The sequence below is a fragment of the Shewanella inventionis genome, assembly GCF_019931735.1.
Taxonomy (GTDB): domain Bacteria; phylum Pseudomonadota; class Gammaproteobacteria; order Enterobacterales; family Shewanellaceae; genus Shewanella; species Shewanella inventionis.
This window is the reverse complement of record NZ_CP082926.1, coordinates 174,623-197,583: the sequence shown is the minus strand read 5'-3', so window position 1 is coordinate 197,583 and position 22,961 is coordinate 174,623. Positions and strand designations below refer to the sequence as shown.

The following is a 22,961-nucleotide window of genomic DNA, read 5'->3' as shown; positions in this document are numbered from 1 at the left end:
ATAATAGGATTCATCTTACCAACTAATTTGCAGTAAGTGATGGTTTTTGGTCAAGTTTTTCAAAGGATTTATTGCCACTATTTCATAGTACTTAAGTATGTTTTGAATCGATTATTACACGCCTATTGTATTTTTGATGATTGCTATACTTCCAATGCTATCGATGTAACATAATTGTTTCTTGTAATTTTAGATAAAGGCTTATAAGTTAAGCTAAGACTTCCTTAGTTTTGGTATGGTATGGCTTTTCTATTTTCACCTAAATCCCGTGCTTTTAATGATGAGTCGCTCGAAAGTTACTTGCTACGGGTAGTGGCCGAGAACTTTTTTGATTCATATCAGCAACTCAGCCTAGCTATACGTGAAGAGCTACATGAGCTTGATTTTGAAGCCCATGGTGCTTTTCCTATCGATTTAAAACGCCTTAATGTTTATCACGCCAAACATAACAGCCACTTTAGAATGCGAGCATTAGGTTTACTTGAGTCTTTGCTTGGCTTGCCGCAATTTGAAATTCAAAAATTGGCTTTGTTAAAGTCAGACCGAACCGTCATTGGCTTATCTGCTGTACACAAAAATGGCGTTGATATTCCACTGAGTTTTATTCGTTATCACTCCACTATGGGAACTGATGCGATACCGGTTTGCCCCCATTGCTTATCTGATGAACCTTATATTCGGCAGATATGGCATTTAACCCCCATAGAGGCATGTGCAAAGCATAAATGTCAGCTGTTGCATCAGTGTCCTGAATGCTCAATTCCCATTAACTACATTGAAAATGAGTCGATTAGCCACTGTGTTTGTGGTTTTGAATTAGCAAAAGGGTGTGTAAAGCCTGCCAGTAATGATGAAGTAGAATTAGCGACTAAATTGATGAGCGATAAGGAGGATGAAAACTCATTATTTAAGTCAGTATCAATATCTCAACGTTTTGCTAGCTTGGTTTGGTTTCAGCGGAGGTATGTTAAACATGAGGATTTTCCGTTTAATGCCGCAGTAACTTACTTTAAAGCTTGGCCTCAAAATGTATTCGAAGAATTAAATCTTATGACTTTGAATGCTGATAATAAGTTGATTGATTTGTTTAACCGCACTTCCTTTCGGTTTATTTATGGAGAGTTAATTATGGGCCTGCCGCATATCTACCGTGATGAAAAAGAAACTCACTTTATTCGGAAAACAGTGTTGGAATTTTTAAGTCGTTTAGTTGCTGCGCATCCTAAATCGAAAAAGCCTAATGTTGCCGATATGCTGGTGAGTATTAGTGAAGCTGCTGTGATTTTGGGAACAACCCATGAACAAATTTATCGTTTGTATCAGGACGGGGTATTAAGCAGCTCGTTTAGACATAAAATGAAGTATCGAATAGATCCTCAAGCGGCTATTTTTTATTTAAGACAGGTTGTTGAATATAAAAATAGCTTTGGTTCATCAGACCAAAGGATGTACGTATCAGCATGGTAATTAAGCATTTAAGTGAGTTGTTACAAATTAAAGAGCTTGATGAGCGGACAGAAGCGATAAGGCGTGGTTTTAGCTCATTTACTGACAGTGTCGATGTGACAGGCTGTGAAAAAGAAGCGCTGATCATTCTAGTAAACTTGACCTTCCCTAAAAAAGCAGTGAAAGACGTACTAGATAAAAAGCATGCCAAAGCAACGCTAAAAGATGAGTACCATCTCAATGAATGCATTAAGCAAGTTGAGTGGTTTCATACACACAACTTAAAATATCCTGATATCCGTGTGAGTAAGCAGCGGTTAATAGCTAAGCCTATAGTGCCTCAACGACAAGTGTTAAGCAGTGCAGACTGTAGCCCAACCTTAGGTTGGTCGAACAATAGCGCTAAAATAAATCTCGCTAAATTATTTGTGTGTTACTTTTATTGGCAAGGCCGATTAGTTTGCCTTGCCAATATTTTTTGTGGTGGGATACCTAAAGAGTGGTTGTCGGCATTTAAAGCGTTAGGTGTTTCAGCTAAGTCGCTGAATGTAATTAGTGCCCAAGTTCAACTAAGACTACCGCAGAGTGAGCTACCTTCCTATGTTGATAAATACTCAACTCAAGTCTTGATGCCATATCACGATAGCTATACTTCTATCACACCTGTTGTTAGCCATGGATTGCAAGTAGAACTTCAACAAGCTGCCTCTCGGCGAGAAGGGCGTTATACGCATTTAAACTACAACCGCCCTGGGGCGGTTAGTGAATTAGTGGCAGGCCTAGGAGGCAAGGTAAGGTGTTTAAATTATCCACCGAAAATATCAGACAATAAATCAAATTTTCATGAGTCTATGCTGACTAGATTAGAGCATGGTCAGAGCTTATTCGATCAATACGCCTTACTTAGAAATGAATTTCCCAATGCATTGGATAAGCTTGTTGATAATTACGCCGAACTTGCAGTCAAACAGCGAAGGCAAGCAAAAGTAGCCAGTTTAAAGCAAGTTAGACATTCGCTGAGCGCATGGTTAGCACCGCTAATTGAGGGACGCAAAGCAGTAGAAGAACATGATGTTGATATTAAAGCTGGTTTGTTGAATCAAGATGGTATTGAGTGGCAACTTTTAAATCACCCAGACTCAGATTGGGAAAGTCTTTTACCACTGTTGTTTAGTCATTTGAATTTTATGTTATCAAATTCGAATAAAACCAGAAAATATGCATACCATCCAGATTTGATGAAGCCCTTAAAAAATCAATTACTCTGGATTTTAAAGCAATTATCCAGAGGTCCTGCTGAAGTCGTTGATGCTAAAAAATTGCAGCGATACTTGCACCTTAAAAATATAAGCGTTTATGACGCTCAGTTGTTATCAAATCCTTATTGCTTCGGCTTGCCATCACTTACCGCTGTTTGGGGGATGATGCATAACTATCAACGCAAGTTAAATGCAATGTTAGGCACCACGATCCGACTTACTTCTTTTGCATGGTTCATTCGTGAGTTTGATTATGTAAAAGGCACCCAATTACCTGAATTTGCAATGCAAGGGCGCAAAGAGAGTGAATTTCGCCGCCCTGGTATTATAGATAAGAGAAATGGTGACTTAGTTTTTGACCTTGTTATTCATATTGATGGTTATGAAGATGATTTAGCGAAACTGGATAACAGTACTACTAAATTGAAGGCTTGTTTTCCTTCTCGCTTTGCCGGAGGAACAATGCATGGTCCCTCAGTTAATGCAGATTATGAATGGTGTAAGCTATATGAAAATGAAGACTTACTTTATTCAATCTTAAGTCGCTTTCCTGCCTATGGTAAGTGGGTTATGCCAACAAAACACTCTATTAATAGTGTTAGAGAATTAACAGTACTATTAGAGAACAATGCTTCACTTTGTTCTGTTATGGCTGGCTATATATTACTCGAGAAACCTAAATCAAGAGCGGGTTCTATCGCTTCATTACATAGCTACGGCGAACCTGTAATTGGACTTGCATCATGTGATTCTGCTATTGATATAAGGTTACAAGGTCAACTGAATTTTTACAGGCGAGCTTTTTGGTTCCTTGAGGCTAAAGAGCAATTCTTGTTAATGAAAAGAATCTAAGGAATGGCAATGGAGTTGAGTAATTTTTTAAAGTATGAGCGTTCACTACACCCAGGTAAAGCCGTATTTTTTTACAAAACACCTGAGTCAGACTTTATTCCTCTAGAGGCTGATATTACACGTATTCGTGGTCAAAAAGCGGGTTTTACAGAAGGTTTTAATATAAGTTTTGAACCTAAAAATGTGGCCCCGCAAGATCTTGCTCATTGTAATCCTATAACTATTGAAGAGTGTTATGTTCCCCCAAATGTGGAGCATATTTATTGCCGCTTTTCATTACGTGTCCAAGCGAACTCTTTGACCCCAAATGCATGTAACAACGATGATGTCATTGTGCTTTTAAGGTTATTGTCTAAACAATTTAATGCTTGTGGTGGGTATAAAGAGCTTGCTACACGATACTGTAAAAATCTGATGCTTGGCACATGGTTATGGCGAAATCAAAATTCTGGTGATACTCATATCTTGATTAAAACGAGTCTTGGTAATACATATCAAGTAGAAAATACTCGCCAACTAGCCTGGGAAAGTCGCTGGAACGACAATGACTTGAAGACTCTGGAGCAATTAAGCATTGAACTTTCAAATGCTTTGACTGATCCGACGATTTATTGGAGTGCTGATATTACCGCTAAAATTAGCACATCGTTTTGCCAAGAAATCTTTCCTAGCCAAGTATTTAATATGAAAGCAGACAAAGTTGATGTGACCAAAAACTTTTCAAAAGTTAAATGTTTGGATGGACGGTACGCTGTTAGTTTTAACTCAGTAAAAATTGGAGCCGCGTTACAGTTAATTGATGATTGGTGGGGCGATTCGAAACGATTGAGAGTACATGAGTATGGTGCAGACAAAGAGAATAATATTGCTAGACGAATGCCCAATACGGCATTAAATTTTTATTCAATTTTTATTAATGCGGAACATTATCTAGAAGAATTAAATCAGCTTGATGCACATGATTTTCAGGCCATAAACCCTGATATTTATTACTTATTTGCTGTATTGATTAAAGGCGGTATGTTTCAGAAAAAAGCAGAGGTAAAAAAAGGTGAGTAACGCACAGCGATATTATTTTATGATTCGTTTTTTACCTAAAGAAGCCAATCTTGAGTTACTTACTGGCCGGTGTATTTCTGTTTTACATGGTTATGTCAGTAAGCATGACATAGCGGGTTTAGGCGTGAGTTTTCCGGCTTGGTCTGAAACATCAATTGGTAATGCTGTTGCGTTTGTTCACAGTGATACATCAATATTAAATGAGCTTAAACAACAGTCCTACTTTCAAGACATGCAAGATTGTGGTTATTTTAAAGTGAGTGAGGTTGAAACTGTTCCAGTTGACTGTCCTGAAGTTAGATTTAAGCGAAACCAAGCAATCGCTAAGATGTTTATTGGCGAAGCAAGGCGACGATTAAAACGTTTGGAAAAACGGGCAATAGCGAGAGGTGAGATCTTCGAACCTAGTAAAAATACTGAGCCAAGAGAGCTTGATGTTTTTCATCGAATTGCAATGACTAGTCAAAGTACCAAGCAAGATTATATATTGCATATTCAGAAGGTTGTGGGTGAGAAACAATATGAACCATTATTTAATAGTTATGGCTTTGCCACTAATAAGTTAGTTAGTGGGACCGTACCGGATTTATCATTTTTAACAGATAATGTTTAACCCTTTATTTTTAAATTATTTTTACTATATGATTTTTATGCATATTTCCCATCTCGAAAATTAAATGGTCATTATTCTATTTGGATATTTAGTGGTTGATCTTGTAGCATTTTATTTGGTAAGTTTATTGTGACCTGCCGAATAGGCAGCTGAAAATGACATAATCACTTGGCTCGACTCGCGGCAAGTGTGACCTGCCGAATAGGCAGCTGAAAATTTAGCTGGCTTTCCTCCCTCGGTGAGACTAACGTGACCTGCCGAATAGGCAGCTGAAAATAAAAACAATCGATATGATGTATAGGTTAATGCGGTCTCTGCCGAATAGGCAGTTGAAAAAGAAGATAATCGTTTCGACGTATATGTTCGCGCACAAACTGCCGAAAAGGTAGTAAAAGCCTCCTCTTGTGTCACTGAGAGGAGGCTTTTTATTGGTTACTCATCGGTTATTAATTTAACTCATACTGTGATGGTATTTTGTATTGGTATAGGGTGTTATTTAGGATTTTGTGCACTAGCAGTAACTATTAATTTATCTATGATTTTATCGATCACTTTATCTAAATCTTGAAAGTCTAATTTGTTGCTAGCTCCCGATTTTAACGCCTTTTTACATTTCAATAAGTCACTTCTTCCACAATGTTTTGCCAGTAAGATTACATCTGTATCTAAGCTCGCTGATACTTCTTTCAACGTATCTACTTTCTGTTGCTGAGAAATATCGACCAACATATTTTTCATCCAATCTACGTTCACTGTTGGAATCAATTCAGAATCTATTCTCTCAATATATGTGTTTGTAAGATCAATTAAGGCTTCTATTTTTTCTTTGCCACGTAGTTGATATGCCAGCACCGGTGCCACAGAAGCTAGTTCCATTAATGTATCTTCGAATTGTGGCAACAAGCGGATTGATATGTCTGTTTTAATTGCTGAATTTAGATTATCGATATGGCTTCTGATCATTTCAAATAATGTTCCTTCAATTTCTTCTTTCTTGACCGGCATACCTTTGCTTTGTAGGCGTGTTACAAAATGTTCAATGTATTGATCTGTTACTTCATCAACATCAAAAAGTGACACATTTATCGCGTGTCGAATCTCTAGAAGCAAATAGAGCACTTTTCTTGCACTTTTTTTGCTTTCAAATCTATTACGGTAAAAATACCCAGAACTACTCAGTATGGCAGTTATAAGAATGCCAACAATACTAATCAAAGCAATAATAACTTTTATATCAATATCCACAACCCAAGAATCTAACATCACCTTTATCCATTTTTGCCTTAATTTATCTTATGATTTTCGAAACCAGGTACAAAAAATCTTTGCTGGTTATGTAAGATAACTTCATTGTTTTTTAACCATAAATGATATTGTTTGCCAACTAGTAAATTATCGGCGGGCGAGCAGTCAACATTCCAATGTCTGAGAAAATATCCCATTAAGGCCGCTTTTACAGTCACTCTATGTTCACCATTTTGCATCGCATAATCTAATTCAATAGAGCGTGGATTCTGCAATAATGGATGTGGTACCAAAACTAGCCTAACTTCGCTATTCCATTCAGTATCATTAGTTTTATTTTCATAGCTATTAACCTTACTTTTGATTCCTTTAACCTTTTCAATTCGAGTGATAACAAAATCAGAAAATAAGTCTTTTTCTCTGTCATAAGCTCTGAAATGCCATCTTTCCCCATTATTAACGACAGAGTGAGGAATAATGACTGCTCGGCGCTTCCCTGATCGAACAGAGTAATACTCAATTTCTATAGGAATAGCGCTAGCCATAGATCTCGTTATTGCAGAAACGATTTCAACCTTCGGTTTTGTAATCATTTCTAGAGTTTCACTACTCAAAAATCGTTCATGTGTTTTCTGAGTCAGACTTTGCCTTTGTCCCGTTAATTCTAACAATGCAACATTAACGTCAATTTCAAATTGTTGAGTAAAGCTACTTTGATTGTATAGGTATGCTTTGAGTTTGTTATCGTAAGTGCAATTATCAGGGCAGTACTTTTGATAGTCTATTAGATCTCTAGTTGCGGCAGCGTCACTAATTTGGAACCTTTCTTTCAATGTCTTCCTTGTGATTGTGCCTACAAATAATAAATTGAGTTCAATAAAAGCTAATCGCTCTTGACGATTTACAGGGAGTAATTGCATGTGCTTATGCCTGCTATTTTATAGATATTGACGATAAAATTAGCACTTATCCTAAACAATAACAACATCAAAATGATCTGGTGGTCACTTTTTCAGCATCTTTATGCTTGCGATCTTTTTTTGTTCCGATTATAATGGAATTAATGGAAACACTACATTGTGTGCCATTTTTAATTTATAACACAATATATACTATTTGGAGCGTGATAATGGCTGTTAACAAACCTTACGGTGATAATGCAAGAATTGGTGCTGTACGTGAACGTACTCAAGTATTCAATCCACAAACACAATTATGGACGAAACGTGATTCTGAAACGGGACAATTTATGAGTGTGAAAAAAACAGGCGGAGTCTATAAAGGTGTTACCAAAGAAAAATAAAAAGGCTTCAGCTATTAGTTAGCAGAAGCCTTTTAAGTATTGAGCTGGTGATAAATATTGCTACCAACAATAATTATCGACTCAACACTGGGAGGTCTCAAGTCAGTAAATACCTTAGGACCACTTTAATACGGTTACATCCTACAGGGTAGATGCTTCCAACTCAATATGCCAGAGCTCCCTCCTTTATATTTTTGGAGATTACAGCTATGTCTGGATCAAAAGTTGGCCGAGTATGCGCATATATGCGCTACCGAGCAGGTCAATGGGAAAATGTGTGCTCACATTTACGCTCATTACCACACTAACTATTTGTTAGAAATATGATAGGTTGTATGACCCTAGTGTTACTTGGGTCATACAACCTTCTAATGTGATCAATATTATCTATTAATTCGGTATTCGATTATTAGAATTGCCGGTTCCGGTCATGTTTTCCCGAATTGTAGTGGCTTAGCTATTTTAGATTTGTGTAAATTTAATAAATTTTGAAAAGGAGTTCTTATGCCTGGAGCATTTGCCCATATTACGGCAGTAAATCTTGCATCATCAAACAATGACCTATCTAAATTGGATATGCCACAAAAGGCAAAATTGATACTTTCTAGAGAGAAAAGTTTCATGGAGTTAGGGTGTGTAAGCCCTGATTATCCTTATTTGAAAATCGGCGACAGTGAGCAGAATGAATGGGCTGATAAAATGCACTATGAAAGTGTAGATCTATTTATTAAAAAGCTTATTAACCTAACGAAGAAGTTATCAAATAAGGAACAGGAAAGGGCATTTGCATGGCTCTCTGGTTACGTAGCTCATGTTATTTGTGACATAACCGTTCATCCTGTGGTGCAATTAAGAGTTGGGCCTTATGAGCAAAATCAGAAAGAGCATCGGATCTGTGAGATGAATCAGGACACCTATATCTGGGGGCGTCTTAATCTTGGTGACATTGGTTTGGCTGATCGTGTTAGATTGAATATTGGTTCTTGTATTGATTTAAATGATTCATCTCAGTTGGATAGTGTCATTCATGGTTTATGGTATGACGCTTTAAAAACTGTATTTCCAGATAAGTTTAGTTCTTCTCCTCCAGAAATTCATTCGTGGCATAAAGGATTCCAGATAGTCGTGGACAATGTTGATGAAGGGCATAGACTTTTTCCGTTTGCTCGTCATGTAGCTGCTTCAGTTGGAATTCTTTATCCATCAATTGATGATCTTGATATGTCTTATATTCAAAACTTGAAGACTCCAAATGGGAGTATGGATTACGATGATATCTTTGATTTGGCGGTAAAGAATGTTCAAAAATATTGGTGCTATTTGGCAAAAGCAGTTTTTGAAGATGGTGACGATAATATGTTTTTAAGTTGGAACTTAGATACAGGCCTTTCAGAAAATAAAACCCTTACCGCTTGGAGTTAACCGATGAAATTTATCGTTTTTTTTGCATTGATGTTTTTATCCTTAAGTTGTTCTTGCACTGATAAATATGATGATGAGTCAATGTATGATTTAGCATCAAAGTTTAAGGATTTATCCCAAGCAGTCGATGGACACCTTAAGTTCAGTGGTGAGCAAGTCGATGATGGTGCTCAATTATTGTCTGAAATATCAGAGCGATATCCACAGTTAATTGCTCCTTTTAAAGATTTTACGATAATGACAAAAATACAAAGTGGTAATGCAATTCTGCTACTTTGTGATGAAAATATCGCCATTATTGAGGATGCTGGTTGCAATGGTAAATTGGACGTAAACCATTGGATAGATGCTAAAGCTGATAGTTGTGAATTTACTATTGATAGCGCTCTGCTCTGCCAATGATTTTGTCGTTGCTTAAATATTTGGTCATCACATTAGATGAGCTTGATACCGTCTTGTAATTAAATCTATCCTAGAGAACTTCAATGATTATAAATCTAATTGAAAAGATAAAGTTTAATCGAAAGTATGGCAAAAGCCCTAATTATAATGAGCTATTCATTAATGAATGGCTAAAAGAACCTGAAGCATATTTCTTTGGATATTATGGAGCAAAACTCGAATGGACAACTGGGTACGGGATAGCACCATTAGAAGGCCTTCCAGATACTCATGGCTACAGCAGCTTTCCTGACATAAGATGTCAATATAAAGAATATAAATACTCACTCAAAATTGGAAATGTTGAAGGTATTTCAATGCATTCAGGCGGAACTGTGCGTATCAGGCATTTTGCTCTAAATGCAGATTTGACCAAAAATAAACTCGGTGAAAAATTTCTCAACTCTATCATCGAGTTCTTTAAATCTAAAAATGCAGTCATTATAGAGTTTCATGAAAGCCACAGTTCAAAAATTGCGCATTATAGGAAGTTTTTCAAGAGGCTAGGTATTCCAGAAGTTAAAGACAGGATCTGGCAGGTAGAGCTTTATAGTGGCAACAATATTCCTAAAAATGTTTTGTCTTTTCATGAAAAATTAAAGATAAAGTAGGGATATCGCAAGTCATGCAATCAACAAACTTGTGGTGGCTAATTGCTATCACCGGTTGAGACTTAATTGTATCCATAATTTAAACTCACTTTTGCTTTAAGGTGATCTACTAAAGAACAGAACCGTTATTGTAATAAAAGCTCATACTACGTGGACATTTATCGGAGAGCTTTCGATTTGTCAGACTATTGTTATATTTTATGACAAAGTACGGGTTAATTATTAAGGTAAGTGATTGAAAGCTGGAAGCTACTCATGTCAGACTTTTCGCTTGCAGCGACAGTAAGTAAAAGAAATATAGCCAATAATCAGTTTAGTAACATAAGGATTAAAAATGGACTTTTTTGACTACTGGTGCGCTTGCCGCACCAAAGGCACTTTCCGACATCCGAATGATGCTATTGTCCTGGAAGAGCTTAAGTTATTAATTGGTGGTGAATTTGAATATGAGCTTCCTCCTGGCCCATATTTTGGACCTTTGAAAACAGCAAGTATTGTCCTTTGTTATGCAAATCCAAGCGTAGATAATGGATCTAGTAAGGTGATACGCTCTGCAGAATTAAAAGAGGTACTTTCTAAACAATTAGATGGTGAACAGCCTTATCCATATGATATTCCTAGCTGGGATAAGTGGTTTCAACCTGTCGCAAAGCATTTGTATTCTGGCGATATTGAAGCTGCTGCTAAAAATATTGCAGTGTTCAATCTAATTCCTTATGCCTCTGTCAATATGGATAAAGTCCAGTTCATAGCTAATAGCATACCTAGTGTTTGGGCTGCCCAGAGTTATCTTCGAGATGTGTTAATTCCAAAAGCTAAGAATGGCAAGATTCTAGTAATTATGTGTCGTTCATCTCAATATTGGGGGCTTCGTTCATCACATGGGTCCGAAAATATAATTCTAAATAATGTTAGAAGTGGGTTTACTGAAAAAACAAAGGCTAAAGTTAACGATTGGCGAAAGAAAAAGGGGTTACTTTAATTTGTCGCTATAGATAGTAAACGGTTGTAAGTATAAGTGTTACTTAACAGTTAATAACTTTGCTTGGTGACTCGTTCTTAGGATTGAATTAAGATATTTTGGTTAATTTTAGAGACAAGGATAGTTCAATGCGTTACAGACACTTTATCCCCCTAATTCTAGTGGTTTTTTCTAGCTTTCCTGCTTTTAGTGATATGTTCACTCCTTCACCTTCTTGTTCGAAACCTTACAAGCCTTATGAATTTACATCACAATGGCAAATAGATAGCTTTAATGATGATGTTATGCGCTACAAGCAATGCATTGCTGATTTTGTAGAGGAAATGAATGACGCATCGGAAAAACATTTAAATGCTGCTGACGATGCCATAGGCGAATGGAATCAATTTGTAAATTACGAATTGAAATAATCTGTTTGGTAAGTTCAGGGATCACTAGCTTGCTAGACACTTTGTAATTTGGGGGAAACTATGTCACCGAAAGAGTTTATAAATAATGTGGTCAAATCTATAGATTGTTTGGTGGCCTCATACTCCAAAGGTAAAGAAGGACCGTAAGCGGTCAATTAATCCCACATACCAATAAAAATTCCGAATTAGCATTAAAAGTATAGTTGGTTGTTTAGAGCAAATAATTCAATAGGTCAGCTATTATCCTGACAGACAGCAAAGCCACCATAACGGTCGTTCAAGTAATTATATTGGCATGACTTCAAAGGTGCCAAATACAGTCGATTTTGAAGTGCTAACTTTACATAGAGAGTTAATGAATCAATGAAGAATAGTAACCACCTTCAGCACTCATTTAAGATGATAAAGTTTATTTTTTAATCTCGCGTACCTTTCGGTACTCTTGTAGCCCTTAAAGCCTCATTTTGACGCCTTTAAATAGCCAAATAACGACCTCGCAAACTGTTGTTTTTTAATGGTTTTTATTGGTGGTGTTTTTATGTGTATAGATGATATCCTTCGCGCATCATCATTTGGAGACCATTATGCTAGCCACTAACAAAACCTATATCAATCACGACTTTTCTAACCAAGACCTTAAAGATATGCATTTTAAACAGTGTGACTTCTATAGATGTGACTTTAATAGGGCTGATTTAACGGATGTCAAATTCAATGAGTGCAACTTTGTAGAGCAAGGTATCGATGATGGCTGTCGATTTGATTACGCCAACTTACGAGATGCCAGCTTTAAAGGGTGTAGATTATCTATGTCTAGTTTTATCGGAGCGAATTGCTTAGGTATTGAATTTAGAGAATGTGATTTGAAAGGTGCCAATTTTTCTCAAGCGAGATTCGAAAATCAAATATCACGTAATACATACTTTTGCTCGGCATACATCACGGGGTGTAATTTATCTTATGCAAACTTTGCTGGTGTACGCATTGAGAAGTGTGACTTATTTGAAAACCGCTGGAGTGGAGCTAATCTTCAAGGTGCTTCACTTACAAATTCAGACTTAAGCCGAAGTGAATTTTCAGAAGATGCTTGGGAGCAATTCCAAATGCAAGGTTGCGACTTAACACATACAGAATTAAATGGCCTCAACATTAGAAGAGTGAGGCTTGATGGGGTGAAAATTTGTGATTGGCAACAAGAGCAACTGTTAGATAGCTTAGGTGTTATCGTATTACCAAGCTAAATAGGCAAAACTATTAACCGCAATTCATAACATTAGCTCCTTAAGGAGTTAATGTTATGAATTGACCTATACATGTCTTCTAATCGCTCAAAGTTATCATCAAGTGATGGATTCTCACTGGCAGCAAAGAGCTTAAACCCGTCTCACAGCGAGCATAAAACCTCGATTAAATATTATAACGGCTTCACAAAAGTTTGATGTTTCTCTAAGCTAAAATTTAACTTTATAGTAGCAAAGCCAAACGTCTGCTTTCTTACTGAAGTTAAAAGTTAAGGCAACTAATCGATTAACCGAGATTGGCACAAAACGGTCATAGTGTAGCGCTAGAATGCAGGCTCTAAAGCCTCATCATCTATGCACTTTTTATTATTGATTGGTACGTACTCACACTTAAATGCAGCGTCAAATAACATTTCTAATGTAAATTCCTTAGCTGTAGATACATGCTCCAACGCCCTCATCCAACCTAAATAACCTGAGCTTCGGATAAGAAATTAGCTCCCTAAAGGAACTAAATGCTCGTTCCTTGATCCGATCATTCGACCAAGAGTGATTAGAAAAAGGAACGAGCATGAATAAATTAGTTGAAACCTATTGTGATGTCGATGATTTCTGTCATTTATTTATCCCACATTGGCAGCGCATACTGCTTGAAAATGGTGAAATGAAGCGCAATAGAGCTTGTCGCCTTTCTCCTGCAGAAGTGATGACCATTATTATTCATTTCCATCAATCACATTACCGAGATTTCAAAAATTACTATCTGAACTATGTTTGTCGCCAGCTAAAGCCCTATTTTCCTGAGTTGTTAAGCTATACGCGTTTCCTTGCATTAATGCCTAGCGTCGTTGTGCCCATGTGTAGCTATCTGACTTCAAAGCTTGGAAAGCCAACTGGAATTCAGTTTGTCGACTCCACTAAAATTGAAGTCTGTCAGTAAGCGGTAAATGAAGCAGTGAAACGTTAAGCCAAATTGCTCAGAACAACATTCCACGGCATTAAATCGGTTAAATCATCGGTAGGCTGGCGCTTGGGTAACTCGGTAAACAAGTGTCTGAAGTAGTAATATGGGCTAATATCGTTCGCTCGACAGGTCATCACTAAACTATACAAGTTCGCACTGGCATGCGCGCCGTTGACTGACGTTGAGAACATCCAGTTTTTACGCCCCGTTGTGAACGGGCGGATATCTCGTTCAGTGACATTGTTGTCGATGCTAATGTCACCATCTTCAAGATAAGTTAATAATTTTGGCCATTGGTTTAGTGCATAGGTAATGGCTTTACCTAAATACCCTTTGGGAAGTACCTGTTGTTTCTCCAGCCAGGTTTTAAACTCCGCTAATATTGGTACAGCTTCTTGTTGTCTTAATTGTTGGCGCTCAAGAGCGCTGAGTTGTTTTGAACGTTTTTCAATAGCGTAAAGTTTGGCTATATAGCTCAGTGCAACTTCGGGCTTACCTGCTTTTTTTGACCCACTCGCTTTTTGTGCATCAGTGAACTTTCGGCGCACATGTGCCATGCAGCCAGCATGGGTGACATCTTTTAATGTGCCATAAGCGCCGTAGCCATCTGTCAGTAAATAACCAGAAAAGCCAGACAAGAACGCTTGAGCACAACGGCCTGCTCGGCTTGGATGATAGTCATAAATCACGATAGGCGTTTGGACAAACTCACCACTGCGATACACCCACATATACGAGGTTGACTGTGCTTCTCGGTCTGCTTCTCTTAAGACTTGCACAGTGGTTTCATCAGCGCAAATCAGCTTTTCATTAAGCAGTTGTGACTGCATCGCATCAATAATGGGCTGAACTTTCATGCCTAATTGTACGCACCAATTGGCTAATGTCGCTCGGCTGATATCGATACCTGAGCGGATTAAGATATCAACCTGGCGATAAAGTGGCAGTGCATCGACGTATTTCGCGGTGACAACGGCGGCAAATGCCTCGGCACTGCCAATACTTTTGGGGATTAAGCTGGGTGGCTTAGGGGCGGTGATAATACGTGAGCTTGTGTGTGTTTTTTCACACTGACGACAGGCATATTTCACCCGTTCATGGCGGATAACCGTGACTTTTTGAGGAATAATCTTAAGCTCTTCACTGGTTTCGACGCCGCATTGGTGCAATGGAGACTGACAACATTCACAACAAGGTGAGTCAATTTCATGTGTGATAACTTCACGCTCTAGCGCTTCAGGTAACGGTTTACGGCCTGTTTTCTTTGTTGTTTGCGTTGATGGCTCAGCAATATCTTGTTGCTCGGCCTCGTTGAAGGTGCCTTTGGCGACTTTTTCACTCTTAGAAGAAAACCGCTTAGATTGACTTAAATTTAATTGCTCAATTAACAACTGGATTTGTGTTTTAAGCTCGGTGATTTCTTCTTGAGCAACAAGCACTTCTTCCTTGGCTAATGACGCTTGTGCCTGTGCAATGTCAGCAGCTTGTTGCAGCTGCAGTACCATGGCCTTAAGTTGCTCAATATCATCAGGAAGTGTTGTCATTATTAGCGAAGTTTGTATTCATTTCTCCTTATTGTGACAGCGAAAAAGGATCGTTCAAGCATAAAAATGTGATCGCCTTTTTGATCACACTGTTAGGTTAGTTATTGGTCGATGTGCTCTGTGATGCTCGATAGATAACCCCGATAACAGCCAATTCAGCTGGGCCTTGCTGATATGTAGTGCGCCATCGTGTGTTGGCTTTGGCCACTTAAAGGTGCCTTTTTCTAACCGCCGATAATAAAGCCAAAAGCCATTAGTGTCCCAAAACAAGATTTTGAGTTTATCTCGATGACGATTACAAAAAATAAACCAGGATTCGCTAAACGGGTCCATTTCAAGATGTTGTGCAACGATAAGCGATAGGCCATCGATAGACTTACGCATATCTGTGACACCCGTGACGAGATAAACTTGAGCAGATGGTGTCATTGTAGGGCAGCAACCCAATGCTGGATTTGGCTAGCGCTTAAATGAATTGGCAACTGAGCACGCAAACCATTTGCAAGGGTTAGCGTGACAACGTTTTCACTCACGACGGATGTATCGGTCACAATGATGGGTTGCAATCGTTGTGGCTCCGGCTGTGTTCGGAGTTTTTTGGCCCATGTATAAAAGGTTTGATAGCTTATGTTCTGCTCAGCGCAAAACTGAGTGATGCTAATGCCACTTTGTTTTTGCTGCTCGATTAATGAAGACCAATACTGGTGTTTTTCTTGTGATGACATAGTGCCTCCTTAAATTGGTGAGGTACTATGACAACTATTTTTATGATTGAGTATGTGGGGTTTATTTACCGCTTACGAAGGACCAACCTATCTAGGCTATGAACTCGATAATATTGGACTCACACTTTTGCAGAGAGAAAAAGTATTGGCTTTAGTTAAGCTTGCTGTTGGAGAAGCAACACATAATATTATCTGTGGTATTGAGGGGGCTGTTTCACTGGGTGGAAGTCAACAAAGTTACAAGTTAATAGATGAAACTGGTAATGAGCTTACTGGTGAGCTTGGTGAGTTACTGTATAAAAAACTTGAAAATAGTGCTTATATGAATCAGGGCTAGTTTACGTAAAAAATTACAATTGCTAATTAGATTATTTCTATCTAGGTGGCCAAAATAACTAAGCCACAACAACATTTATAACGTTGTAACAGGACATCTCATTCTGGAGGTAAAGGATGAGAAACTTCCCTGTATGAAAGATCATCATAGTAAAATCTTTTAAAATTTCGCAATCTTGCAACAGTTATTTTATCTTCAGTCGTCACAACTAACTTAACATTCATGGTGGCAGAACGCATTAAGTCAGCAAACGTTTCCATGGTTTTTGTCGCAGAAATTATTTCGGCTTCGTTATTACCTACAGGGAGTAAACCAAGTAGATTCACACTGTAATGCTCATCAGGAGGAAGCTCTTTAAATGGATTTATTTCAACATAAATCCCTGATAATAAAGGGCTTAGCGATTTGGCTTTAGCCTTTCTTTTGTCTTTCCTATCAGTCTCAATAAGGCGATTGTTAAATGCTGTTGGTAGAGCAGGTTTATTATAGTGACCAGATAACCATGCTACATAACTATCTATTTCATGGTAGCCAAATTGAGCATTTTTATTAAACAAAATATTAGAGGTAACTAAGCTTTCTTTGGCAATGAAGATGGATTCTTTGGAAAGTATTTCTATGTTTCTGAGAACCACGCCTTCATCAGTAGCCTCGTTATAGGACGTATGTAGCTTACGAGGATTTTTGTTGTAGCTGTAGTTGCCATCAATTCTAGTTATTAACCTACCTACGGAAAACTCCACATGAGGCCCCAAATCCATATCGTCGTTTGCAATATTACAAGATTGAGAAGCCGTAATTAGTACGAAATCTTCTGAAAGAAGTTTAGGAGAAAATATTTCGATGGAATTGGAAGCATTATTTATAATAGCGTGGGCGTGAGCATCGGTGACTACAGCACCCTGTAGCCACCCTAGGTGTTCAAGAAATTCACCATACCTGTTCACTTTTGTCATTATGCAAACGGATCCTCAATCGGTGCAGCATCGTTAATTGAGTCAAGCTGCATTCTTGAACCAACAAAAAGTATTGTGTCTTTATCTAGATGCTTATCTGCTAATAATTCCATTATCGAACGATTTTTGTAAAATGGTTGTTCTAGTAATGCTCTGTCGGAAGAAAGAGAGGAGCTTTTCCAATAATCCGCTATGAACGCAACGTCAATCAGTCGTTTAAACTTACTTTTCCTAGGACTATCACCATCTTTCCAATTGTATAAGGTCTTTCTTGTAACGCCACATATAGTAGCAGTTTCTTCAACACTGAGATTAAACGTCCCCTGTATTTTCTCAATCAGTGAGATTGTGTATTCGCTATTTTTATCATTTTGAGTTTTTTTATTTTGTTTGGCATTGGTAGATACAATCACCCCACCACTTTTAGATGCCCGGTAAAACCAATCGGAGTTCGCTCCTGATGCAGTAAATGAATCAAGAGGTAAAGAGTACTCATTTTTTTTCAATGGTCTGTGAATTTTGAATTGCGGTTCAAAATAAACACCAGAGCTTTGTGACAACGCAGCTTGTGTGGCCTGTATATCTGCTGGAATCATGTCCATTTTTCATTCCTCGCATAGTCAGTTGTAACGTTCCAAAATGCTTTTCTTGAATCAATGTGAAGCTGTGAAAGCATTTGAATTATTTCATTCGGACAAAAATCTTTTTGTTCATCTTCATTTTGCCAAAAATGATCAAAGTCTAGGATAAGGCGATTACTTGCTTCATCATCATGTGTGATTTTTACAGGTACTTGTTGAATGTCTGGTGGTGTTACATTATTCGTCACAGCTTGAAGCGACCTAACCACTAAATGACTAATCCCATTAGTTTCAATGACCGTTTCTGTAAGGTGTTGTGCTATTGGGCCTGACTGAGACAAGCAATCTGGTAATAAAAATCCGGGAGAAACGAGTTGTCCAAGTGTTTCATCCTGAGCGGTCTTTATTACATCACAATATCTAAGGCCGATGCGTGAACATAGTGAAGGCTTAGCTATATCATTCAATATATCTAACAGTTGCTTAACTTGTTCTGCGAAGCCTTCAAATCTTGGGTATCTAGTTGTAAAAAAAACAATTCGATTGTAGCTAATATCAACAGCAGAGCTATGATCTTTTGACGCAAATGCCCAGCGATTCACATTGCTCAAGTTAACCCCTTGCTCATTAACCTCTATCGATTGACTGAGACTACTTTCAACGTGAGGGTATGCCCCCCGAAGCTTGTCTTGCAAGTCAGGGATGTACTTTTCGATGCCAAATATTGGAGAAAATCTTACTTCTACTAATGCTAAGACCAGTGGTTGATTTTCTAATTTTCTATAGTCGGGCATATCGTACCATCTCATCGTGTTTAGTATGGGAACGAGATAAGTATACGTGTAAATATTAATTTATACACTATTTTATACAATATTTTATACATTATTAGGGTGTGAAATGGCTGTTATTCTTTACTTATTTGTAGGGTAGCTACATGGATTCGTGATGCTAGGCCATGTGCTACGGAAGGTTTCTATATGATTATCTAAAAAAGATCTTATTTAACTGCCATAAAAATTTAGTTAAGGGGGCGGTCCGTAAGATCAAAGCTGTAGCTATTTGATCTCTGCTTGAAAATGTCTAAATTCAGCTTTGAACTTGAGGCTGTTGAAGAAAATAGCGTGAGCTGGGCATGGATAGCCCGCTAGCTTTCGCGGTACAGGATGTACCATCGGAAGTGATAGCATTTTCACTCTTTACTACAAGATGGGCTGAAGAACACACAGACGAAGTTAAAAGCTGGATTCATCCACGTCGCGAAATTATCGCACCTATTATTTAAATCAAATGGGATAATTTTGATGTAGCTGATGGGCCAATTCTTTTATAGAGAATAAAGAGAGAACAGCCGTTGGTTTCCTCTTGGTCTGGTGTGAGTTAAGCGCCACGACGTTAGTGTCCGCAGGCCATAAGTAAATAAGCACAAAAGTACAAATACCTGGATCCCGGCCCAAAGGCCCTGCCGGAACGACGAGAAAGGGGTTAACAAGTCTTGTCCAAAAATGAGTTTGCAAGAGATATACTTTCAGTTGTAATAAAAGTACACATTATAATTATTAGCAGCTAAAACTGGTTCCGATTTGTCAGACTATGGGTTTATTTTATGTCAATGTATGGGTTAATCATTCAGGTAAGTGATTGTTATTTTATATGCGGTTATGTCAGTATTTAGGTTCAGCGACAAATTTTGTCGCTGAACCCATACATTGACATAATGCACCCATAGTTTGACAAATTTAACCCATTCAATGACATTTTGTTTTATATATTATTGATTCATGAATTAAAAATGTTTAACTCCAGTGTGGTTTTTTGTAGCTTTAAGAGGGATTCGATGAAAAATGAGCTACCAGATATATATGTAAAATTAGTCAATATATTTATATTTTTGTCTTGGGTCGCTACAACCTCGGTAGTAGTGCTAGCACTATTTTCAAACTCCAGTACGAGTCAACTCGTAGTAGGACAAATAATTGAAAATTGGAGTACGACAATCTTACCAATTGTCTCAATATCTATTGTTTGTGGTTTTCCTTGGTTTAAACTTATCTTAACTGAATTCGACATCTGTCATGTTCCGCGAAAGATCGGCTTTTCAATATTTTCATTTTGTATCGCACTTTTTTTCTATGAACCTATTTCTAAAGCGCCTGCTGAAGGTGTTGTTTACAACACATTATTCTGTGTGTTGTTGATATTGATTGTGTATCCAATTACACGAATATTAAACCTCAACGAGGCTAATCCCTAATAAAGCCATTTTACATATTTACACATGCTGTCATATTTTCGAGGTAGGCATGAGACCTGATCCTGCTTTTAACTTCGTTTGTAGCCTGCTCACGTATTCTTTTGTAAGGAGTCTTCAACGGCCTCAAGTTCCGAGATGAATTAAAATAAAAAACTCACTCGTATCTTCGCCAAAGTGTGCTTCAAATATGGCCTGTGACCACTAACATCATGGCGCTTCGCTCATCGTTACACTTCATCTATAACTGGCTTACAAATGTCGGGCAATATCCTGTGCCAACCATGTCTCCCACCTTTATGTAGTGTGTACTGTGTAAAAAACAGCTGTAATGTTTTTTGGCGTGTTTTAAATTGAATTGGCTAATAAGCAAACTAAAGTCGTACGAAAAATTAATCGAGAATGCTGTAACGCATTGAAATTAAATGTTTTTTATTTTTGTCGAATATTGAGTCCACTTTTAAAAATGCCTTAAAAATGGGTGGCAAGATTTTATTTAGCAAGATTTTATTTAGGTTGGCAACGGGTGATAAAATGTTTATTTCGCTTTATCCTTTTACATACTTGTTTTGGGTCAGTGGATTGAGTTGCTAAATCATCGACACTTATATTTTGAGAATAAGTGCCTCGAGAGCCTATGTTTTGACGCTCAGAACTTGAGGTATCAGTAGTTTGCAAATGCGCACAGCCGGATAAAAACATGATGATTGCTGCAAGGGTATAAACTTTCATTGTGTATTCCTAAATATTAATTGATAGCGTGATTACGTCTGTTTAAGCCGCTTATCTTTTTGATTTGCTTGAGTCCGTTAGGGCTGAGTAAATTAGGCTGTGAAAATGCTACTGACTCGGCCTTTAGAATGGCTTGGCCTAATGCATAGAATTGCTTAATCGAAGGGAGCATTGTTGTTTTGCTCCCTCGTTTTCATGAGATTAAGCGTCTACAAAAATCACTTCACCAGTAATAAAACCATCGACAGAACGTTCAAACGCTTTGCCAACTAACTTGCCTGGTACTGGCTCAAACCCTGGCATCATTTCGCCATACACATCCCACGCTTCAGTTAACACCGTTGGGTTAACCACATTGATGCGGGTGTTTCTTGGCATTTCATAGGCGACGCACTTTACAAAGGTATCAATGGCGCCGCTGGTGGTGGCATCGGCAATCGCAAACGGAATAGGCTTAATATTTAATATGCCGCTAATTAAGGTAAATGAGCCGCCATCAGCAATGTATTTTTGGCCAATCCGTACTAGGTTAATTTGGCCCATCATTTTGCTCATGACAGTGGTCATCCACTGCGCTTCTGTCATTTCTACAAATGGCGCGTATTCACAAACGCCAACGGTATTAACCACAGCATCAAAGTGACCGACTTTTGCATATAGAGCCTCAATCGATTGCTCATCGGTAATATCGACAATGTGGTCGACGTTGCCAGAGCGGCCCGCAGTGATAACCTTATGCTTACCTAAGCCAGATAACGCTGCTTGACCCATTTTGCCTAGTGCACCAATTAAAATTACTGTTTTCATTTTTGTTTCCATCTATTGAGTTAACTTGATGGGTAGACTTTAGCGAATGAGTAAAACAATTAGAAACAATCGTTAATTGTAAGTGATACAAGTTATACTTGTTAATGGTTAGCGGAGTGGGCCAGCGATGATGTATGAAGGATAAATTATGAGTAAATTAGACCGATTAGACTTAAAACAATTGAAGGTTTTTCAGGCGCTTATGCGTGAGGAGAATGCGTCTAAAGCTGCAAGTCAGCTCGGTTTGACTCAACAAGCTGTTAGTGAGCATTTGAAAAAACTCAGAGACGTCTTTGATGACAGGTTGTTTGTTAGGAAAACAAATGGCTTTGTGCCAACGCCTTTTGCTGAGGAATTATCGGTTGGGGTTGATAAGCTGCTGATTGATTTCAACTCATTAATATCAACCAAAACCTTTATTCCACATAAGGCCAAAGGCACTTTTACTATTTCTGCGACAGATTATGCGCAGCAAATTGTTCTGCCTATGTTGATTGCCAAACTCAGGGTTCAAGCGCCCAACTTAAAGCTGATTGTGCAAGATTTTGAGATAGATAAATTGCATGAACAAATGGAAAGCGGAAAGGTGAATTTGGCTATCGCGTTTCCTGATTATATTCCTGATAGTTATCGCGTTATTAAGCTGTTTGAAGAACGCCATGTTTGTGTGACTTCAACCCATTCAACAATATCAAAAACAATACCTTCGTTAGCTGAGATAGCCCAATATCCTACCATTATTGCGTCACCGTCTCGGCCCAACTTTAAAGGTTCTATTGATGATTGGTTTGCGCAATTTGGTTTACAACGAAACATAGTTGTATCTGCGCCCTGTTTTTCGGTGGTGCCTATGTATCTTGAAACAACCGACTCAATTGCTTTTTTACCCTTACGAGCGATTAAAGGGTTAGATGTAGTCACCCTTGAACTTGAGCAATCGCCGGACTGTTTTGATGTGATTGCCGCTTGGCATCCGCGCTACCACGACGACCCTTTGCAAAAGTGGGTGATATCGTTACTTGATGTTGAATAATGAGCTGAGTTAGCAGAGTATCAATAGTATGTGGTTACAACTAAAAGGCATACAATGTGCGCATAAACATAAAATATTATGCGTCTTTTGCAAATTAATACGTCTTAATTAACCTGTTAAATTTCGATTAATTCTAGATTAGGGCGA

Annotated in this window: 24 protein-coding genes and 1 pseudogene; 15 read left to right on the top strand and 10 right to left on the bottom strand. The window is 38.0% G+C overall.

Annotation, left to right across the window (positions count from 1 at the left end; translation table 11 throughout):
- The first annotated feature begins 240 nt into the window (after window positions 1-240).
- From K8B83_RS00970 to cas6f, 4 genes are read left to right on the top strand one after another with little or no spacing between them, the layout of a single operon-like run.
- Window positions 241-1,467, top strand: a complete 1,227-nt coding sequence (locus tag K8B83_RS00970) for a TniQ family protein (protein ID WP_223418961.1) — start codon at window positions 241-243, stop codon at window positions 1,465-1,467.
- On the top strand, window positions 1,461-3,557 hold the full coding sequence (locus K8B83_RS00965; RefSeq protein ID WP_223418959.1) for a type I-F CRISPR-associated protein Csy2: 2,097 nt from the start codon (window positions 1,461-1,463) through the stop codon (window positions 3,555-3,557). Before K8B83_RS00970 ends, K8B83_RS00965 begins: the two co-directional genes overlap by 7 nt.
- Before the next feature lie 9 nt (window positions 3,558-3,566).
- Window positions 3,567-4,616, top strand: coding sequence for a type I-F CRISPR-associated protein Csy3 (csy3, locus tag K8B83_RS00960; protein WP_223418957.1), 1,050 nt, complete (start codon window positions 3,567-3,569; stop codon window positions 4,614-4,616).
- Window positions 4,609-5,229, top strand: coding sequence for a type I-F CRISPR-associated endoribonuclease Cas6/Csy4 (gene cas6f / locus K8B83_RS00955; protein WP_223418956.1), 621 nt, complete (start codon window positions 4,609-4,611; stop codon window positions 5,227-5,229). The genes csy3 and cas6f overlap by 8 nt, the downstream gene beginning before the upstream one ends.
- 492 nt (window positions 5,230-5,721) lie before the next feature.
- On the opposite strand, the gene K8B83_RS00950 is transcribed toward cas6f, so the two are convergent.
- Together K8B83_RS00950 and K8B83_RS00945 are read right to left on the bottom strand one after the other, a co-directional pair.
- The gene (locus tag K8B83_RS00950; RefSeq protein ID WP_188923200.1) at window positions 5,722-6,492 is read right to left on the bottom strand and encodes a hypothetical protein; all 771 of its coding nucleotides are present in this window, start codon (window positions 6,490-6,492) and stop codon (window positions 5,722-5,724) included.
- A 20-nt stretch (window positions 6,493-6,512) separates the two neighbouring features.
- Window positions 6,513-7,394 (bottom strand): WYL domain-containing protein, encoded by an 882-nt coding sequence (locus K8B83_RS00945; RefSeq protein ID WP_188923199.1) that lies wholly within the window; start codon window positions 7,392-7,394, stop codon window positions 6,513-6,515.
- 209 nt (window positions 7,395-7,603) lie between these two features.
- Here K8B83_RS00945 and K8B83_RS00940 point away from each other — a divergent pair, with 209 nt between their 5' ends.
- From K8B83_RS00940 to K8B83_RS00905, 8 genes and pseudogenes are all read left to right on the top strand, one after another.
- Window positions 7,604-7,777 (top strand): hypothetical protein, encoded by a 174-nt coding sequence (locus K8B83_RS00940; protein WP_188923198.1) that lies wholly within the window; start codon window positions 7,604-7,606, stop codon window positions 7,775-7,777.
- A gap of 504 nt (window positions 7,778-8,281) precedes the next feature.
- A complete protein-coding gene (locus K8B83_RS00935) occupies window positions 8,282-9,199 on the top strand; it encodes a zinc dependent phospholipase C family protein (protein ID WP_188923197.1) in 918 nt (305 codons plus the stop codon).
- Window positions 9,200-9,202: 3 nt separating this feature from the next.
- Window positions 9,203-9,601: a hypothetical protein gene (locus K8B83_RS00930; protein ID WP_188923196.1), complete on the top strand. Its 399-nt coding sequence runs from the start codon at window positions 9,203-9,205 to the stop codon at window positions 9,599-9,601.
- Between the two features lie 83 nt (window positions 9,602-9,684).
- Window positions 9,685-10,251 (top strand): hypothetical protein, encoded by a 567-nt coding sequence (locus tag K8B83_RS00925; protein ID WP_223418954.1) that lies wholly within the window; start codon window positions 9,685-9,687, stop codon window positions 10,249-10,251.
- 334 nt (window positions 10,252-10,585) lie between these two features.
- Window positions 10,586-11,233, top strand: coding sequence for a hypothetical protein (locus tag K8B83_RS00920; RefSeq protein ID WP_223418953.1), 648 nt, complete (start codon window positions 10,586-10,588; stop codon window positions 11,231-11,233).
- Window positions 11,234-11,361: 128 nt separating this feature from the next.
- Window positions 11,362-11,643 carry a hypothetical protein gene (locus K8B83_RS00915; RefSeq protein WP_188923194.1) on the top strand — a complete coding sequence of 94 codons (282 nt, stop codon included), beginning with the start codon at window positions 11,362-11,364 and terminating at the stop codon, window positions 11,641-11,643.
- 584 nt (window positions 11,644-12,227) lie between these two features.
- Window positions 12,228-12,884, top strand: coding sequence for a Qnr family pentapeptide repeat protein (locus K8B83_RS00910; RefSeq protein ID WP_223418951.1), 657 nt, complete (start codon window positions 12,228-12,230; stop codon window positions 12,882-12,884).
- Between the two features lie 571 nt (window positions 12,885-13,455).
- A pseudogene (locus tag K8B83_RS00905) lies at window positions 13,456-13,818 on the top strand (IS982 family transposase); the annotation flags it as partial.
- 29 nt (window positions 13,819-13,847) lie between these two features.
- On the opposite strand, the gene tnpC reads toward K8B83_RS00905, so the two are convergent.
- The 3 genes from tnpC to tnpA form a co-directional block, all read right to left on the bottom strand.
- A complete protein-coding gene (gene tnpC, locus K8B83_RS00900) occupies window positions 13,848-15,392 on the bottom strand; it encodes an IS66 family transposase (protein ID WP_223418948.1) in 1,545 nt (514 codons plus the stop codon).
- An 84-nt stretch (window positions 15,393-15,476) separates the two neighbouring features.
- The gene (gene tnpB / locus K8B83_RS00895; RefSeq protein ID WP_012088183.1) at window positions 15,477-15,821 is read right to left on the bottom strand and encodes an IS66 family insertion sequence element accessory protein TnpB; all 345 of its coding nucleotides are present in this window, start codon (window positions 15,819-15,821) and stop codon (window positions 15,477-15,479) included.
- Window positions 15,818-16,117: an IS66 family insertion sequence element accessory protein TnpA gene (tnpA, locus tag K8B83_RS00890; protein ID WP_188741263.1), complete on the bottom strand. Its 300-nt coding sequence runs from the start codon at window positions 16,115-16,117 to the stop codon at window positions 15,818-15,820. The genes tnpB and tnpA overlap by 4 nt, the downstream gene beginning before the upstream one ends.
- A gap of 52 nt (window positions 16,118-16,169) precedes the next feature.
- On the opposite strand from tnpA, the gene K8B83_RS00885 reads away from it, so the two are divergent.
- Window positions 16,170-16,454: a hypothetical protein gene (locus tag K8B83_RS00885; RefSeq protein ID WP_223418946.1), complete on the top strand. Its 285-nt coding sequence runs from the start codon at window positions 16,170-16,172 to the stop codon at window positions 16,452-16,454.
- A gap of 98 nt (window positions 16,455-16,552) precedes the next feature.
- On the opposite strand, the gene K8B83_RS00880 is transcribed toward K8B83_RS00885, so the two are convergent.
- Genes K8B83_RS00880 through K8B83_RS00870 form a run of 3 tightly spaced genes read right to left on the bottom strand, consistent with a single transcriptional unit; the run spans window position 16,553 to window position 18,785 of the window.
- A complete protein-coding gene (locus tag K8B83_RS00880; protein WP_223418944.1) occupies window positions 16,553-17,410 on the bottom strand; it encodes a hypothetical protein in 858 nt (285 codons plus the stop codon).
- Complete coding sequence (locus K8B83_RS00875; protein ID WP_223418943.1) at window positions 17,410-18,012, bottom strand: helix-turn-helix domain-containing protein; 603 nt, start codon at window positions 18,010-18,012, stop codon at window positions 17,410-17,412. The genes K8B83_RS00880 and K8B83_RS00875 overlap by 1 nt, the downstream gene beginning before the upstream one ends.
- On the bottom strand, window positions 18,003-18,785 hold the full coding sequence (locus K8B83_RS00870; protein ID WP_223418941.1) for a TIGR04255 family protein: 783 nt from the start codon (window positions 18,783-18,785) through the stop codon (window positions 18,003-18,005). The genes K8B83_RS00875 and K8B83_RS00870 overlap by 10 nt, the downstream gene beginning before the upstream one ends.
- A gap of 341 nt (window positions 18,786-19,126) precedes the next feature.
- Between K8B83_RS00870 and K8B83_RS00865 the strand changes: the two genes are divergently transcribed.
- Window positions 19,127-19,276 carry a hypothetical protein gene (locus K8B83_RS00865; protein ID WP_223418940.1) on the top strand — a complete coding sequence of 50 codons (150 nt, stop codon included), beginning with the start codon at window positions 19,127-19,129 and terminating at the stop codon, window positions 19,274-19,276.
- 1,473 nt (window positions 19,277-20,749) lie between these two features.
- Here the strand turns inward: K8B83_RS00865 and K8B83_RS00860 are convergent.
- Both K8B83_RS00860 and K8B83_RS00855 read right to left on the bottom strand, forming a co-directional pair.
- On the bottom strand, window positions 20,750-20,974 hold the full coding sequence (locus K8B83_RS00860) for a putative periplasmic lipoprotein (RefSeq protein ID WP_188736011.1): 225 nt from the start codon (window positions 20,972-20,974) through the stop codon (window positions 20,750-20,752).
- A gap of 201 nt (window positions 20,975-21,175) precedes the next feature.
- On the bottom strand, window positions 21,176-21,781 hold the full coding sequence (locus tag K8B83_RS00855; protein WP_188736006.1) for a short chain dehydrogenase: 606 nt from the start codon (window positions 21,779-21,781) through the stop codon (window positions 21,176-21,178).
- A gap of 148 nt (window positions 21,782-21,929) precedes the next feature.
- On the opposite strand from K8B83_RS00855, the gene K8B83_RS00850 reads away from it, so the two are divergent.
- Window positions 21,930-22,814, top strand: a complete 885-nt coding sequence (locus K8B83_RS00850) for a LysR family transcriptional regulator (protein ID WP_188736003.1) — start codon at window positions 21,930-21,932, stop codon at window positions 22,812-22,814.
- The last annotated feature ends 147 nt before the right edge of the window (window positions 22,815-22,961 follow it).